Consider the following 13878-nt stretch of genomic DNA (forward strand, 5'->3'; position numbering starts at 1 on the left):
AACAAATTTGTCGACTCTTCACGATTACCGGCGCCTAGCAATCTCCGCACTACTGAGATGGCGTCTAAGTAATACGGATACCGTCATTCAGGACGCGAAAAACGCATGCCGATCGCGGCCCGCTCAGGGCAGGAGATCGGAGATGCGGGTCCAGATATCTCCGAGGAGCGGAACGATGTCGGACGCGCGATCGGCGGAGCCGACGGCGACGGCGACGAGCGGGAAGACGGTCACGGCCAGAGCGACGAGCACGGCGATGACCGCGAACACCCACGCCGCAGCGGTGCGCCGCCGCGTGACGGCCAAGAGCAGCGCCCCCACCGCGAGCACGATCCCCAGAAGGGTCACGAGCGTGACGGAGAGGACCGGGAACGGCACGAGGCCCGCGGTGCTCGCGGTGGTCGCCGCGAGGAAACCCGTCAGCGGCAGGAAGAGCAGCAGCCCGATGAGCACGACCAGCACCGCGCCGACCCCCGTGGCGATGTAGACGCCACGGGGTCGGCGGGCGATCAGCCGTCCGCTCGAGGCCCTCACGGCACGCGGTGGGGGTCGGTGCCGCGCACCTCGTCGGCGGCGCGGGCGATGTCCTCGGCGGCATCGTGGAGGGCGTCGGCGACCACGTCCTGCGCGTCGTCCGCGGAACGCTCGCTCGACGGGGACGAACGATGGCCGTCGACTTCCGGGCGATCCTGCGTCTCGGTCGCCGGAGCGGCCTCCGCGTTCTCCCGCGCGGCTTCGATGGCATCCTGGGCCTTCGCGGCGCCGGCGGCGACGGCATCCTTCGCGTCCTCCGCTGCGTCGCCCATCGCGCGCGCGGCATCGTCCGCGGCGTCCCCCACGGCCGCGGCGGCACCCGCCGCCCTCTCGGCCGCGTCATCGGCGACGGCCTCGGCCTGCTCGACCGGGTCGGTGTCGAACGGCCCGAAGACGCCGGTCACCGTGACGGTGATGTCGGCGCGATCGGAACCGAGGGGCGCCAGGGCGCGGCGCGCCGCTTCGCGCACGCGGTCGGCGACCTCGCGCAGCTTGTGCGGGTACTCGACGACGATCGAGACGGATGCCGTGACGGCGCCCGCGCGATCCTGGTCGACCTTCACGCCGGGAGCGGTGCTGGCCAGCCCCACGCGTGCGCGGACCGCGTCGGACGCGCGTCCGAGGAGCGAGCCGAGGGCGTGGACGCCCTCGACGTCGCCGGCGGCCTCGGCCACGGCGATCGCGGCGTCGTCGAGGGGCGCCGGACGGGTGAGCTCGGGAGCTTCGGTGGTCATGTCGATCTCCTGTCGGGTGTCAGTGCACGCGGGTGTTCTCGTGCGCGAGCTTGGCGCGCAGACCCGAGTGGATGGAGATGTAGGTGCGAACGTCCTGACCGGTCAGCGCGGACAGGTTCGCCACGAGGGTGTCGACGTGGTCGGCGACCTGGCGCGGGGAGGTGTTCTGGCGCGGCGTGACGGCGACGTGCAGGACGGACTCGTTCTTGACCTCGCCCGCGCTGATGCGCGCCGACAGGATCTCGTCGCGCTCGCCGAGCGCGTTCTTCAGCGCCTCCGAGGCGAAGCCGTCGGTGACGGTGATGCGCCCCTCGGCGTTCGCGCTGCCGGTGGACTGCAGCGGCGCCTGACGACGACCGCGGACGGCCGCGGCCACGATCGCGATGAGGATGATCGCGAGCACGACGAGGACGGCAAACGCCCCCCAGCCGGCGGTCTCGCGTCCAAGACCCTGGAGCCATCCCTGGAATCCACCGGCGATGTTCGTCCACGCCTCGGATCCGCCGGGGAGCAGACCCACCGCCAGCGCGAGGGCTCCCACGGCGAGGAGCGCGACGGCGACCAGGAAGAGAAGGAAGCGGTTCAGACCGCGACGCGTGGCATTCATCAGGACTCCTTCGTGGCACGCTGTACGCGGACGTGGGCGCGCAGGCGCGGCGTCAGTTCGTACGACGTGATCTCTTCGTCGACGATGCGGCGCAGCTGCGCCTCGTCGACCGGGATGCCGACCGGGGGCCGCACGGTCACGTCGACCGAGCGGTGGGCGACGCCGACGACGATGTCGTCGCGGGCGATGCCCGACTCATTGCTGAGGTGCTGCGCCAGGGCGGAAGCGACCACACCGTTGTCCACGACCACCGCGCGGTTCACACCGCGCGTCATCTCGTGCTTGGAGAGTCGACCGGGCTTGAGGGCGACGACGAGCACGATCAGGCCGATCAGGGCGACGACGGCTCCGCCGCCGATGAACGCCGCCGGCAGCAGAGCGGTCGGCGCCTGGACCGCCGCGTTCAGGGCATCGCCGGGGGCGACGAGCAGGGCGGGCTGACCGGTCAGGCTCAGCACGATCTCGACCGCGGCGTACGCGATCGCGAGCAGCAGCAGCACGACCACGACGAGCATGGCCACGGTGCGCGGCGAGTGGGTCTCGCGGCGCACGACGGTACGCAGGACGGCGTCGCTCATCACAGCACTCGCTTTCGCTGGGGGGCGGAGGCGCCCGAGATGGTCAGATCGACGCGCGACACCTCACGCCCGAATAGACGCGTCAAACGCCGACGGATCTCCGACTGTGCCGCGGTCGCCGCCTCGAGGACGGGGGTCGCGGCGCGGACGGCTGCGGTGTCGTCGAGCGCGGGGACGGGCCAGGGTGCGCTCACGCGCACGAGGGCCGTGTCGCGTGCGGCGACCAATTCGACCCGGACGCTGCGCTGCTCGACGCCGATGGTTTCCGCGGCGGCGCGCTCGGCCGTCTTCTGCAGCACGCGGTCGGCGATGGTGACGCGGCCGGCGGGCAGGCCCGGGCCGGCAACCGCGGTGCGGTTGTCGGCCCGGGTGGGGGCGGTGATTGTCGTCACGACGTGCTCCGCCCCGAGAACGCGTTGACGATGTTGCGGAAGTCCAGCTCGCCCGAGGTGACGCGTGCCACGACGGCGCCGATCACCATGAACAACGCCACGAGGATGAAGCCCCAGAATCCGAAGATCAGAGCGCTCAGCGCGAGGACGAGTCCGGCGAGGGCGCCCTTCGTGGTCGCGGTCACTGGACGCGCTTGTCGTCGTCGTGATTGTCGTCGTCGCCGGGGATGTGCACGTCGTTGACGTCCACGTTCACCTCGACGACCTCGAGACCCACGAGCTTGCTGATCGCGCCCGCCACACGGCCGCGGACCTGGTCGGCGACCTCCTGGATCGGCGCGCCGTACTCGACGACGATCGTCACGTCGGCAGCGGCCTGGGTCTCGCCGACCTCGACCTTCACGCCCTGCGTGAGGTCGGTGGCGTTGATCGCGTCACGGATGGCGCCGAGCGCACGAGCTCCGCCGCCGCCGAGGGCGTACACGCCGGTGACCTCGCGGGCGGCGATGCCGGCGACCTTGGCGACGACGCCGTCGGCGATCGTCGTCTTGCCGTCGGTGTGGGTCTCGGCGCCGCGGGCGCCCAGGGGACGGTTCACGCGCGAAGCGGCCTGCGGGACGTTCTGCGCAGCGGGGGTGGAGGCGTTCTCAGCCATGTCGGTTCCCTTCGAGTGTGTGTCCCGGTGTGATTCCGGGGCGGCGGTGTCGCCTACGGCACCTAGACGAGCAGACGGTTCTTTTCGTCATGCGGGGCTTGCGCTCCGTGTCGCAATGTGTATCGCGCTGCATAGGCTTACGGCGTATATCCCAGTGCTGGCGCGGGAGTCGAGGCATCCCGCACCGTGCGTGAGGCGTCCATCCTGACAACCGACGGCGGCCGTCACGGCCGAGGAGAACCCGGGCGTGACGATCCTTCGGGCGAACTCGTCTGCGTCGCGTCGCCGGTGCACGACCGGCCGCTGAAAGGAGAGATCCCGCCATGGGTAAGAAGAAAAACGCAACGAACGAGCCCGTCGCCATCGCCGACTCGACCGCGGAGCAGCAGAAGCAGAACGCGAGGCAGTGGTCGTCGCTCGCCCGCTACGGCGCCGAGGCGTTCGGAACGTTCCTGCTCGTCCTCGGAGGCGTCGGAACGGCCCTGTTCGCCGCGAACTTCCCCAGCGCCGACGACAATCAGGCCGGGGTCGGCTTCCTCGGCGTCGCTCTCGCGTTCGGCCTCACCCTCGTCGCCGGGATCGCGGCCGTCGGACACATCAGCGGCGGCCACTTCAACCCAGCCGTCACTCTCGGTCTGCTCGCCGCGGGCCGCACCGACGCTCGCCACGTACCGGGCTACATCCTGTCGCAGATCGTCGGCGGCATCGCCGCGACCAGTGTCATCGCCCTCGTCCTGAGCGGCAAGGACGGCGCGTTCGCCGCCGCGCAAGAGGCCGGCTTCGCCAGCAACGGATTCGGTGAGGGCAGCCCGGGCGGTTACGGGCTCGCGTCGGTGTTCGTCGCCGAGGCGGTGCTCACGGGCATCTTCGTCGCGGTCATCCTCTCGATCACCGCGAAGAAGGAGTACGTCACCTTCGCCCCCATCGGCATCGGCCTCACGCTCACCCTCATCCACCTCGTCAGCATCCCGATCAGCAACACCTCGGTGAACCCGGCACGCTCCATCGCAGCCGCGGTCTACGGCGGTGCGTTGCCGGTGTCGCAGCTGTGGGTCTTCATCGTCGCTCCCATCCTGGGCGCTGCCGTCGCGGGTCTCATCGTCCGCGCCCTCGGACGCCGGGTCGTCGCCGAGTAAAGCCCGTCTCCCCGGCACGAGCAGGGTCCGGAGGTCCGTGGGGGATCTCCGGACCCGCTCGCGTACCAAAAGCGCCCCGCCGCACGCAAGCAGACGGGCGGTCTCGTTCCGGCGGCCCACCATGGAACCCCGAAGGCAGACGAGGGGAGAAAGATGGCCCGCCGCACCCAGGGCGCGAACGACGCGTCGACGCCCCGATTGAGTCGCGAGTCGATCATCGCCGCGGCGCTCGCCCAGATCGACGAGCGCGGACTGTCCGGCCTGTCGATGCGCAACCTCGCGAAGGAGCTCGACGTCGAGGCGATGTCGCTCTACCGCTACGTCAACGGCCGCGAAGATCTGCTCGAGGGCGTCGTCGACCTGCTCATGCGCGACCTGATCGACTCTCTCCAGGATGCCGCGGGCGAAGGATGGCAGCGCTTCCTCCAGGTGACCGCGCACGAGGTCCGCCGCATCGCGATCGAGCATCCGCGCGCGTTCCCGCTCGTGGCGACGCGCCACCCCGCGGCCCCGTGGCTGCGTCCGCCCCTGCGCAGCGTCGAGGTCGTCGAGATCTTCCTGTCCGCGCTGCTGTCGGCTGGGTTCCGCGACGAGCAGGCGGTCGACGCGTATCGCGCCTTCAGCAGCTTCCTCCTCGGCCAGCTGCTGCTCGAATCGGCCGTCCGGGGCGCCGAGACCGCCCCCGCGGAGGAGCCCCTCGACGAGGGCGGTGCCGACATCCCCCAGTCCGACGGGTCGCAGGACCTAACGGGCCTCCCCCACGTCGCTCGACTGCGCCCCCTGCTCAGCGAGGACCGCGCGGAGGAGGAGTTCGAGGTGTCGCTGGAGTCATTGCTCGATCGTCTGGACCGCGAGCTGTCGCAGTAAGCGGCCCGGGCCCTCTCACGGGCGCGAACGTCCCGTCGGTGCGGGGCGATCCTCCGCCGTGCTCAGAAGAGACGGATTCCATCGCGCCACACGGCGACCGGCTCGAGGCCCCGCGTCCACACCACCGCGTCGGCGCGGCATCCCTTCTCCAACAGGCCGAGCTGGTCACGGCCGACCGCCCGCGCGGGCACCCGCGTGGCAGCGGCGACAGCTTGGGCGAGGGGAACCCCCGCGGCCGCGACGCCGCGCACCGCACGATCCAGCGTCAGCGTCGACCCGGCGATCGTGTCGGTACCGCTCAGGCGTGCGACGCCGTCCGCGACCGTGACGTCGAGACCACCCAGACGAAACGCGCCGTCGCCGACGCCGGCCGCGGCCATCGCGTCGCTCACGAGCGCGATGCGGCCCGGAGCCGCGCGGAAGAGCGGGGCGAACAGCGACGGATCGACGTGCGTGCCGTCGGCGATGAGCTCGAGGGTCATGGCCTCGTCGGCGAGTGCGACCCCCACCGGCCCCGGGGCGCGGTGGTGGAGCGGCGGCATGGCGTTGAACGCGTGGGTGAGAAGGGTCGCCCCGGCGGCGATCGCCTCGCGGGTCGTCGCCGCGTCGGCTCCCGTGTGCCCGACCGCGACACGGACCCCCGCCGCGGCGAACGAACGGATGAGATCGAGGGCTCCCGGGAGCTCGGGGGCGATCGTGATCTGCACGAGGCGCCCGGCGGCGGTCAGGCGATCGACGTCGAGGCGGACCGGGTCCCGCAGGGCCCGGGGATCGTGGGCTCCGCGGTGATCGATGTCGAGGCACGGGCCTTCGAGGTGTATGCCGAGAAGCCCGGGCCGGGCTGCAGCGCTCAGAGCACCGATGGTCTGCTCGAGGTCGATCGGTGCCGCGCTCACGAGCGAGGCCACGAGTCGCGTGACACCGTGGGCCGCGTGCACCCCGAGGATGCGATCGACCGCAGCCGCGGCATCCGGATCCTCGAAGGCAGAGCCGCCCCCGCCGTGGGTGTGGATGTCGACCAGGCCGGGGGTCACAAGGGCGCCCGCCCCGGCCATCTCCTGGGCATCGACGACGTCGGTGACGGCGGAGACGACGGAGGGTGGCGGGTCACCCGCCCCCGCTTCGCGGACGACACCGTCGGCGAGGTGCACCCAGCCGCGCGCGATCTCGACGGGCTCCCCCGTAATCACCCGAGCCTCGCGGATCAGCAGACTCACGCGCCGGCCCGTGCGGGGACGCGGGTGGATGCCGCAGCCCGACGCATCGCATCGAGGTTGGCCGCGACCGTGTGCAGCACATCGGCGGCCGTACGGTCGTCGGGGTGACGGCTCACCTTGAGACCGAGCCGGTCGACGGCGCCCGCGGCGCCCAGGGCGTCGACCGCGGCGGAGTTTCTGAGCAGCGACCGCGACGACGGATCGGCCTCGGCGAAGGGGAGGTGCGCATCGGCCCAAGCCGTGCCATACGGCCCGTCGACGTCGGACGCCCCCGAGAGCGCGAGGCCCGTGAGCAGCCCCGACGAGGCGGCCTTCGTGACCTGCCGGGTGACCGCCGCGGGGTCGCGGGTCTCGATGAGCGACCGGCCCCAGTTCATCCACACCCCGATCGGGGCCCCGCTCGCGCGGATCGCCTCGATCTCGGCATCCATCGACAGGAAGCCCTTCTCGGAGGGATGCGCCCCGGTGTCGGCATCGCAGTGCTCGATCACGAGCCGGACGCCCGCGGAATCCCAGCCGGCGAGCTCGTCGAGCGAGGATCGCAGGGCCTGGACCGAGCCGCCCCCGCGCGGCGCGGAGTGGAGCATGACCGTGGTGACCCGCGCGCGGCTGAGCTCGGTGAGGCATTGGACGTCGTCGCGGATGCGCCGCAGGTCGTCGAGGGCAGCGCGTCGACCGGCGTCGTCGGGGGAGGCCAGCCCGTAACCGGGCACCGCCGCGCAGCGGCCCATCACCCACGGCAGGGGCGTGATCGCCACTTCGACAGCCGGCAGCTCGCGGAGGAACCATTCCTCGTCGTGGGGGTGGATGCCGCCGAGCCACGGCACCTCGAGACCGACGACGTCGGGCAGGGCGCACAGCCCCGCCATGAGCTCGCCCTCGAGGTGCGGGTCCCACGCGCGGAACGCCGGGGAGGCGGCGTAGGCGCTGACCAGGACCGGGGTCATTGGACCAGGGACCGGTGCGCGCGGGTGTCGCGGTAGTAGTCGGCGAGCTCGAGCTGCGAGGCGGCGGCCTCGTCGACGAACACCGTGACGTCGGGGTGGTGCTGCAGCACGGTTCCGGGCCAGCGCGCCGAGACGGCACCCTCGACGAGCTGGGCGACGGCCTGCGCCTTCGTCTCGCCCGTCGCGACCAGCACGATGCGGCGCGCCTCGAGGATCGTGCCGAGACCCTGCGTGAGACAGTGGCGAGGCACGGCATCGAGGTCGCCGTCGAAGAACCGCGCGTTGTCGAGACGCGTCTGCGCGGTGAGGGTCTTCACCCGGGTGCGCGAAGCGAGCGAGGACCCGGGCTCGTTGAAGGCGATGTGCCCGTCGGTGCCGATGCCGAGGATCTGCAGGTCGATTCCGCCGGCATCCCGGACCTCGTCCTCGTACCGCCGGCACGCCGCATCGAGGTCGTCGGCGTCGCCGTCGGGTCCGCGGACGGCCGCGGGGTCGATGTCGACCCGGGCGACGAACTCTTCGCGGATCACGGCGTCGTAGCGCGCCGGGTGTCCGGCGGGGAGGCCAACGTACTCGTCGAGGGTGAAGGCGCGCGCCCGAGCGAGCGAGAGTTCGCCGACGGAGACGCGACGGCCGAGCGCCTCGTAGACCCGCAGGGGGCTCGATCCGGTCGCGACGCCCAGGACAGTCTCGGGGGCGGATGCCACGAGGGCGGCGATCTCGTCGGCGATGAGGTCGCCGATCTCGTCGGCGGCGGTGATGACGACTTCCATCAGTTCTCTCTCTCGTGCGCGTCGAGCGCCTGGACGAACCACGACGTCAGCGTGGAGGGGTGGGTGATCGCGGTTCCCACGCACACGGCGAAGGCTCCGGCGCCCTTCGCGCGGTGGGCGTCGACCGGGGTGTGGATACGCCCCTCGGCGACGACGGGTCGCGTACAGGCGTCCACCACAGCGGCGATCAGGTCGATGTCGGGACCCTTGGTCTTCGGACGCTCGCCCGTGTAGCCCGACAGGGTGGTGCCGAGGATGTCGGCTCCCGCCGCCTCGGCGGCGATCGCGTCGTCGAGCGAGCCGCAGTCGGCCATGACGAGCACGTCGTGCGCGGCCTTCAGCTCGGCGATCGTCTCGGCCAGGGTGCGTCCGTCGGGCCGCGCGCGGCGCGTGCCGTCGATGGCGACGATGTGCGCTCCGGCCTCGGCGACCGCGCGCGCGTGCGCGAGGGTGGGGGTGATGAACACGTCGTCATCCCCGTCCTTCCACAGACCCACGACGGGCACGCCGACGTCGCGCGCCGCGCGGATGTCGTCAAGGCCCTGCAGGCGCACGCCCGCGGCCCCGCCGACCACCGCCGCGCGGGCGATCTGCGCCATCGTGCGGGGGTCGCGCATCGGCTCGCCGGGATAGGCCTGACACGACACGATCAGACCACCGCGCAGGGTTCCGAGCAGACCGCCGCTCACGCCGCCACCGCCACGTCTGCCCACACCGAGGCCGCGGCCCCGCGCAAGGGCGCGTCAGGCCCGAGCGCCCCGGGGCGCACGGGAATCCCCGCGAGAGCATCGATGACGCTCGCGCGGAACGCGGCCTCCATCGGATGCCACCACACGGGACCGATGTCGGCGACCCCGCCGGTGATCACGATCACCTCCGGGTCGAGCAGCGTCGCCGCTCCCGCGAGAGCCCGGCCCACGGCCGCACCGGCGTCGGCGATCGCCCGCCCGGCTGTGAGGTCGTCGGCCGCGCGGGCCGCGACCGCTCTGGTGTCGGCGACGGTCGGGTCGCCCCCGAGCCAGCGGTAGTGCCGCAGCAGGCCGAGTCCCCCTCCGATCGCCTCGAGGTGTCCCATGCGTCCGCACGGGCAGCGCAGGTGCTCCGCTCCCGGGGTGGGCATGTGGGCGATCTCGCCCGCGACGTGGTGCGCCCCGTTCCACGACCGGCCGTCGATGACGATTCCGCCACCGACCCCCGTGCCCACGGCGACCGTCAGCAGGCTCGACGCCTCGCGGCCGGCGCCGAAGCGGTACTCGCCCTGCGCGTGCGCATCGACGTCGTTCTGCACCGAGATGGGAGCCGAGGCGTCGAGGCGCTCGCCGAGCGCCGCGCGGAGGGCGGAGCGCAGCGGCATCCCGATCCATCCCCGCAGGGTGTCGGTGGCCGAGACGATCGTGCCGGTCGAGGTGTCGACCACCCCGGCCGTGCCGACGCCGACGCCGCGCAGCGCGACGCCGTGCCGGTCGATCAGCGAGGTGGTCAGCGCCGCGACCAGGTCGACGATCGCCGCGCCGCCCACGCGGCCGGGGGTCGACGCCGTCGCCCGGTTGATGATCTCGCCGAGGGGGTCGACGAGGGCGACGGTCGTCTTCGTTCCGCCGATGTCGACGGCCGCGACGGCGTCGGCCATCACGCGACCGCGACGGGGAGGACTCCGGCGCGCGAGAGCACCTCGCGCACGGATGCCACGGCGTCGGCGTCGAGGCTCTCGACGGTGTCGGCCATGAAAGCGTCGTCGATCAGCCCGCGCGCGGCCATCGCGGCCTTGAACGCGCCGACGCCGGTGGCGTCTCCCGAGAGCCCGCGCGGCTGGAACACGATGTCGAAGATGCGGTTGAGGCGCTCCTGCTCGGCACGGGCGGTGTCCCAATCACCGCGCTCCGCGGCATCCCACAGGCGCACGTAGCCCTCGGCCTCGACGTTCGCGAGACCCGGCACGACACCGTCGGCACCCGCGAGGGCCATCGCGTCGACGACGACCTCGTGGCCGGTGAGCAGCTGCAGGGGGCGCCCGGCCTCGGCGTTGGCGGCGACGAGACGGCGGAAGCCCACGTCATCGCCGGAGGAGTCCTTCACACCGTGCACCACGCCGTCGGCGGCGAGCTCGAGCAGCAGGGCGAGGGGCAGCTTGGTGTGCACGCGCACGGGCACGTCGTAGGCCCACAGCGGCGCGTCGATCTTCGCCGCGATCGCGCGGAAGTGGCCGGCGATCTCGATCGGGGAGTTCAACGTGTAGAGCGGGGCGGTGGTGACGATCGCGTCGACCCTCTCGGCGGTGAGCCGGCGGGCGGTCTCGGTGATGCGCGGAGCGGTGAGCTCGATCGCCCCGGCGATGATCGGGACGCGACCGGCGGTGGCGCTGACGATCGTGCGCACGATCTCGACGCGCTGGGCGTCGGTGAAGTACGCGGTCTCGCCCGTCGAGCCGAGGGCGAACAGGCCGCGCACGCCCGAGGCGATCAGGTGGTCGACGAGACGCTCGAGCGAGGCGTGGTCGATCGAGCGATCGGCGCGAAGCGGGGTGGCGACGGGAGGGACGACGCCGGAGAAGCGGGTCGTGGAGGACGAGTGGTTCATGAGGGGATCCGTGTTTCTGTGGTCAGGCGAGCAGCGAGGGCGCGGCGCCCAGGAGCGAGCGGGTGTAGGGGTCGGAGGGGGCGTCGAAGACGTCGGCGGCGGAGCCGACCTCGACGACGCGGCCCTTGTGCATGACGGCGATCTCGTCGGAGAGGTAGCGCACGGTTTGGATGTCGTGCGAGATGAAGACCATGCCGAGGCCCAGGTCGCGCTTGAGATCGGTGAGCAGGTTGAGGATCTGCGCGCGCACCGACACGTCGAGCGCCGAGGTGGGCTCGTCAGCGACGATCACCTGCGGGTTCAGGGCGAGGGCGCGGGCGATCGCGACGCGCTGACGCTGACCGCCCGAGAGCTGGCCGGGCAGGGCGTCGAGCGCCGAGGTGGGCAGGCCCACCAGGCCGATCAGCTCTCTCACGCGCTTCTGCCGCTCGTTCGGGCTGCCGATGCGGTGCACCTGCATGGGATCGAGCAAGGCATCGCGCACGGACATGCGGGCGTTCAGCGCGGTCGCGGGATCTTGGAAGACCACGGACAGGATGCCGCCGAGCTCGCGCCGCACCCGAGTGGAGAAGTCACGCACCGGTCGACCGGCGAACACCACGTCGCCCGAGGTCGGCTTCTCGAGGCCGATCAGCACCTTCGCGGCCGTCGACTTGCCCGAGCCGGACTCGCCGACGATGCCGAGGGTCGACCCGCGGTGCACCGCGAGCGAGACTCCGGCGAGGGCATCGACGTAGCTCCTGCGGAACAGTCCCGACTGGCGCGTCGCGAAGCGGACGTGCACGTCTCTCAGTTCGATGACGGGATCGGTCATCGCACACCTCCTACGGGGGCGACGGGCGCATCGTCGGGATGCGCGGCGTAGTAGTGGTCGGTGCCGTCGACCCGGCGGCGGACGGGGGTGACATCGCGGCCGCGCTCGGGGTTCGACGACCGCGGGGCGAAACGGTCGCCCTTCGGGAAATCGCGCGGCGAGGGCACGGTCCCCGGCACCTGGTGAAGCCGGTCGGAGCCGGACTCGATCGAGAGCACCGATCCGAGAAGTCCCCGGGTGTACTCGTGCAGAGGCTGCACGAGCAGGTCGTGCGTGGGCGCCTGCTCGACAACCTGACCCGCGTACATGACGGTGATGCGGTGCGCGAGCTCGGCCACGAGGGCCAGGTCGTGCGAGACGAACACCATCGCGAAGCCGAGCTCTTCGCGCAGCCGATTGAGCAGCTCGACGACCTGCGCCTGCACCGTGACGTCGAGGGCCGTGGTCGGTTCGTCGGCGATCACGAGGCGCGGGTTGCGGGTGAGGGCCATCGCGATCAGCACGCGCTGACGCTGCCCACCCGAGAGCTCGTGCGGGTACGACGCGAGCGTCCGCTCGGGGTCGAGCCCCACCAGGCGCAGCAGGTCCTCGGCGCTGCGCGTGCCGCCGCGTGAGGTGAGCTGCTTCATCTGCGAGCGGATGAGCATCGCCGGGTTCAGCGAGCTGAGCGCGTCCTGGTAGATCATCGCGATGTCGTGGCCACGGAGGGCGTTGCGCTCGGCCGGGGTCATCGTCAGCAGGTCTTTGCCATCGAAGAGGATCTGACCCGAGATGCGCGCCTTCGGATCGAGCAGACCCATGATCGCGAGCGAGGTGATCGACTTGCCGCAGCCCGACTCGCCCACCAGCGCCATCGTCTCGCCGGGGCGGACCGTGAACGACACGTCGTCGACGACGTTCACGTCGCCGTGACGGGGGAATCCGATCGAGAGGTTGCGCACCTCGAGCAGGGGCGCGGCGTCGGAGTGGTACGGCATCCGCTCCCCGCGAGCGAGTTCGCGGTCGCGCAGGTCCTCGAGCCGCTGTGCGAGCGACGCGGCCTGTGCCGCTGCGGCGGGTTCGAGCACGGAGTCGCGTTCGTAGGCGCTGCCGTCTGCGATCCGTGCCGCACCGTCGTCGTCACCGGTCGGGGCCTCCGCCTTCTCGAGGTCGGTGGTCGCCTCGTCGGTCGAGGCCGCGTCGGCGGTGACCTTGCGCGCCTTCGGCGAGACCATGGCATCCGTCAGCCCCTCGGACACGATGTTGAGGCACAGCACCGTCAGCATGATCAGGATGCCGGGGAAGAACGTCGCCCACCACGCGCCCGCCATCAGCAGGTTGCGGCCGGCTGCAATCACGTTGCCCCACGAGGGCTCGGGGTCGGGGACGCCCGCCTGCAGGAACGACAGCGAGGCCTCGAAGACGATCGCGTCGGCAACCAGGACGGTCGCGAACACCAGCACGGGGGCGAGGGTGTTGCGGGCGACGTGCTTGACGATGATGCGCGGGGCCGACGAGCCGATCACTCGCACGGCCGAGACGTAGTCCTCGCCGTACTGGTCGAGGATGTTGGCGCGCACGATGCGCGTCAGCTGCGGCACGTAGAGGAACGCGATCGTCAGGATCAGTACCGGCAGCGAGCGACCGAACACGGCCACGAAGACCGCGGCGAGCGCGATGCCGGGGAACGACATGATGACGTCCATCACGCGCATGAGGGTCTCGGCGATCAAGCGCGGCGCGGTGGCGGCGATCGTGCCGAGGACCGCGGCGGCGATCAGGGCCGCGATGGTCGCGCCCAGACCGATCGAGAGCGAGTACCGGGCTCCGTAGACCAGGCGCGAGAAGATGTCGCGGCCCTGGCGGTCGGTGCCGAACCAGTGCTCGGGCCCGGGGGGCTGCACGGCGGGCCCCGAGGCGAGCGGATCGTAGGGCGCGACGAGCGGAGCGAACACCGCCACCAGCGCGACGATCGCGATGAGGGCGAGGCAGATGGTGGTGCCGATCGGGAGGCGGCCGAACCGCAGCCCGGGGAGCGACAGGCGCTCGGTCAATGTGCGTCGCATGG

General features: G+C 71.8%; 17 protein-coding genes. 2 read left to right on the plus strand and 15 right to left on the minus strand.

Going from position 1 to position 13878, the window contains the following annotated elements; translation table 11 throughout:
* Positions 1-123: 123 nt before the first annotated feature.
* Genes Q9R20_RS05075 through Q9R20_RS05105 form a run of 7 tightly spaced genes read right to left on the minus strand, consistent with a single transcriptional unit; the run spans position 124 to position 3500 of the window.
* Positions 124-534: an MFS transporter permease gene (locus Q9R20_RS05075; protein WP_311248279.1), complete on the minus strand. Its 411-nt coding sequence runs from the start codon at positions 532-534 to the stop codon at positions 124-126.
* Positions 531-1268 (minus strand): Asp23/Gls24 family envelope stress response protein, encoded by a 738-nt coding sequence (locus Q9R20_RS05080; protein WP_311248280.1) that lies wholly within the window; start codon positions 1266-1268, stop codon positions 531-533. Before Q9R20_RS05080 ends, Q9R20_RS05075 begins: the two co-directional genes overlap by 4 nt.
* Positions 1269-1287: 19 nt before the next feature.
* Entirely contained in the window at positions 1288-1875 is a 588-nt protein-coding gene (locus Q9R20_RS05085) for a hypothetical protein (RefSeq protein ID WP_311248281.1), read from the minus strand.
* Positions 1875-2453 (minus strand): DUF6286 domain-containing protein, encoded by a 579-nt coding sequence (locus Q9R20_RS05090; protein WP_311248282.1) that lies wholly within the window; start codon positions 2451-2453, stop codon positions 1875-1877. Before Q9R20_RS05090 ends, Q9R20_RS05085 begins: the two co-directional genes overlap by 1 nt.
* Positions 2453-2845: a hypothetical protein gene (locus Q9R20_RS05095; RefSeq protein WP_311248283.1), complete on the minus strand. Its 393-nt coding sequence runs from the start codon at positions 2843-2845 to the stop codon at positions 2453-2455. The genes Q9R20_RS05090 and Q9R20_RS05095 overlap by 1 nt, the downstream gene beginning before the upstream one ends.
* The gene (locus Q9R20_RS05100) at positions 2842-3030 is read right to left on the minus strand and encodes a DUF2273 domain-containing protein (RefSeq protein ID WP_311248284.1); all 189 of its coding nucleotides are present in this window, start codon (positions 3028-3030) and stop codon (positions 2842-2844) included. The genes Q9R20_RS05095 and Q9R20_RS05100 overlap by 4 nt, the downstream gene beginning before the upstream one ends.
* A complete protein-coding gene (locus tag Q9R20_RS05105) occupies positions 3027-3500 on the minus strand; it encodes an Asp23/Gls24 family envelope stress response protein (protein WP_311248285.1) in 474 nt (157 codons plus the stop codon). The genes Q9R20_RS05100 and Q9R20_RS05105 overlap by 4 nt, the downstream gene beginning before the upstream one ends.
* A gap of 323 nt (positions 3501-3823) precedes the next feature.
* Between Q9R20_RS05105 and aqpZ the strand changes: the two genes are divergently transcribed.
* A complete protein-coding gene (gene aqpZ / locus Q9R20_RS05110; protein ID WP_311248286.1) occupies positions 3824-4636 on the plus strand; it encodes an aquaporin Z in 813 nt (270 codons plus the stop codon).
* 153 nt (positions 4637-4789) lie between these two features.
* The gene (locus Q9R20_RS05115) at positions 4790-5503 is read left to right on the plus strand and encodes a TetR/AcrR family transcriptional regulator C-terminal domain-containing protein (protein ID WP_311248287.1); all 714 of its coding nucleotides are present in this window, start codon (positions 4790-4792) and stop codon (positions 5501-5503) included.
* A 62-nt stretch (positions 5504-5565) separates the two neighbouring features.
* On the opposite strand, the gene Q9R20_RS05120 is transcribed toward Q9R20_RS05115, so the two are convergent.
* From Q9R20_RS05120 to Q9R20_RS05155, 8 genes are read right to left on the minus strand one after another with little or no spacing between them, the layout of a single operon-like run.
* Complete coding sequence (locus Q9R20_RS05120) at positions 5566-6720, minus strand: N-acetylglucosamine-6-phosphate deacetylase (RefSeq protein WP_311248288.1); 1155 nt, start codon at positions 6718-6720, stop codon at positions 5566-5568.
* Entirely contained in the window at positions 6717-7667 is a 951-nt protein-coding gene (locus Q9R20_RS05125) for a DUF4862 family protein (RefSeq protein WP_311248289.1), read from the minus strand. The genes Q9R20_RS05120 and Q9R20_RS05125 overlap by 4 nt, the downstream gene beginning before the upstream one ends.
* A complete protein-coding gene (gene nagB / locus Q9R20_RS05130) occupies positions 7664-8440 on the minus strand; it encodes a glucosamine-6-phosphate deaminase (RefSeq protein ID WP_311248290.1) in 777 nt (258 codons plus the stop codon). The genes Q9R20_RS05125 and nagB overlap by 4 nt, the downstream gene beginning before the upstream one ends.
* On the minus strand, positions 8440-9129 hold the full coding sequence (locus tag Q9R20_RS05135; protein ID WP_311248291.1) for an N-acetylmannosamine-6-phosphate 2-epimerase: 690 nt from the start codon (positions 9127-9129) through the stop codon (positions 8440-8442). Before Q9R20_RS05135 ends, nagB begins: the two co-directional genes overlap by 1 nt.
* The gene (locus tag Q9R20_RS05140) at positions 9126-10070 is read right to left on the minus strand and encodes an ROK family protein (protein WP_311248292.1); all 945 of its coding nucleotides are present in this window, start codon (positions 10068-10070) and stop codon (positions 9126-9128) included. The genes Q9R20_RS05135 and Q9R20_RS05140 overlap by 4 nt, the downstream gene beginning before the upstream one ends.
* The gene (locus tag Q9R20_RS05145; protein ID WP_311248293.1) at positions 10070-11017 is read right to left on the minus strand and encodes a dihydrodipicolinate synthase family protein; all 948 of its coding nucleotides are present in this window, start codon (positions 11015-11017) and stop codon (positions 10070-10072) included. The genes Q9R20_RS05140 and Q9R20_RS05145 overlap by 1 nt, the downstream gene beginning before the upstream one ends.
* A gap of 22 nt (positions 11018-11039) precedes the next feature.
* Positions 11040-11831, minus strand: a complete 792-nt coding sequence (locus Q9R20_RS05150) for an ATP-binding cassette domain-containing protein (RefSeq protein WP_311248294.1) — start codon at positions 11829-11831, stop codon at positions 11040-11042.
* Entirely contained in the window at positions 11828-13876 is a 2049-nt protein-coding gene (locus Q9R20_RS05155) for a dipeptide/oligopeptide/nickel ABC transporter permease/ATP-binding protein (RefSeq protein ID WP_311248295.1), read from the minus strand. The genes Q9R20_RS05150 and Q9R20_RS05155 overlap by 4 nt, the downstream gene beginning before the upstream one ends.
* Positions 13877-13878 lie beyond the last annotated feature (2 nt).

It is taken from the genome of Microbacterium sp. PRF11 (assembly GCF_031844085.1).
In the GTDB taxonomy this organism is placed as follows: Bacteria; Actinomycetota; Actinomycetes; order Actinomycetales; family Microbacteriaceae; genus Microbacterium.

Excerpts from the sequence above, each read along its gene's own strand:
- Q9R20_RS05080 (WP_311248280.1), bottom strand. The coding sequence starts at position 1,268 with ATGACCACCGAAGCTCCCGAGCTCACCCGTCCGGCGCCCCTCGACGAC.
- Q9R20_RS05085 (WP_311248281.1), bottom strand. The coding sequence starts at position 1,875 with ATGAATGCCACGCGTCGCGGTCTGAACCGCTTCCTTCTCTTCCTGGTC.
- Q9R20_RS05090 (WP_311248282.1), bottom strand. The coding sequence starts at position 2,453 with ATGAGCGACGCCGTCCTGCGTACCGTCGTGCGCCGCGAGACCCACTCG.
- Q9R20_RS05105 (WP_311248285.1), bottom strand. The coding sequence starts at position 3,500 with ATGGCTGAGAACGCCTCCACCCCCGCTGCGCAGAACGTCCCGCAGGCC.
- aqpZ (WP_311248286.1), top strand. The coding sequence starts at position 3,824 with ATGGGTAAGAAGAAAAACGCAACGAACGAGCCCGTCGCCATCGCCGAC.
- Q9R20_RS05115 (WP_311248287.1), top strand. The coding sequence starts at position 4,790 with ATGGCCCGCCGCACCCAGGGCGCGAACGACGCGTCGACGCCCCGATTG.
- Q9R20_RS05125 (WP_311248289.1), bottom strand. The coding sequence starts at position 7,667 with ATGACCCCGGTCCTGGTCAGCGCCTACGCCGCCTCCCCGGCGTTCCGC.
- nagB (WP_311248290.1), bottom strand. The coding sequence starts at position 8,440 with ATGGAAGTCGTCATCACCGCCGCCGACGAGATCGGCGACCTCATCGCC.
- Q9R20_RS05140 (WP_311248292.1), bottom strand. The coding sequence starts at position 10,070 with ATGGCCGACGCCGTCGCGGCCGTCGACATCGGCGGAACGAAGACGACC.
- Q9R20_RS05145 (WP_311248293.1), bottom strand. The coding sequence starts at position 11,017 with ATGAACCACTCGTCCTCCACGACCCGCTTCTCCGGCGTCGTCCCTCCC.
- Q9R20_RS05150 (WP_311248294.1), bottom strand. The coding sequence starts at position 11,831 with ATGACCGATCCCGTCATCGAACTGAGAGACGTGCACGTCCGCTTCGCG.
- Q9R20_RS05155 (WP_311248295.1), bottom strand. The coding sequence starts at position 13,876 with ATGCGACGCACATTGACCGAGCGCCTGTCGCTCCCCGGGCTGCGGTTC.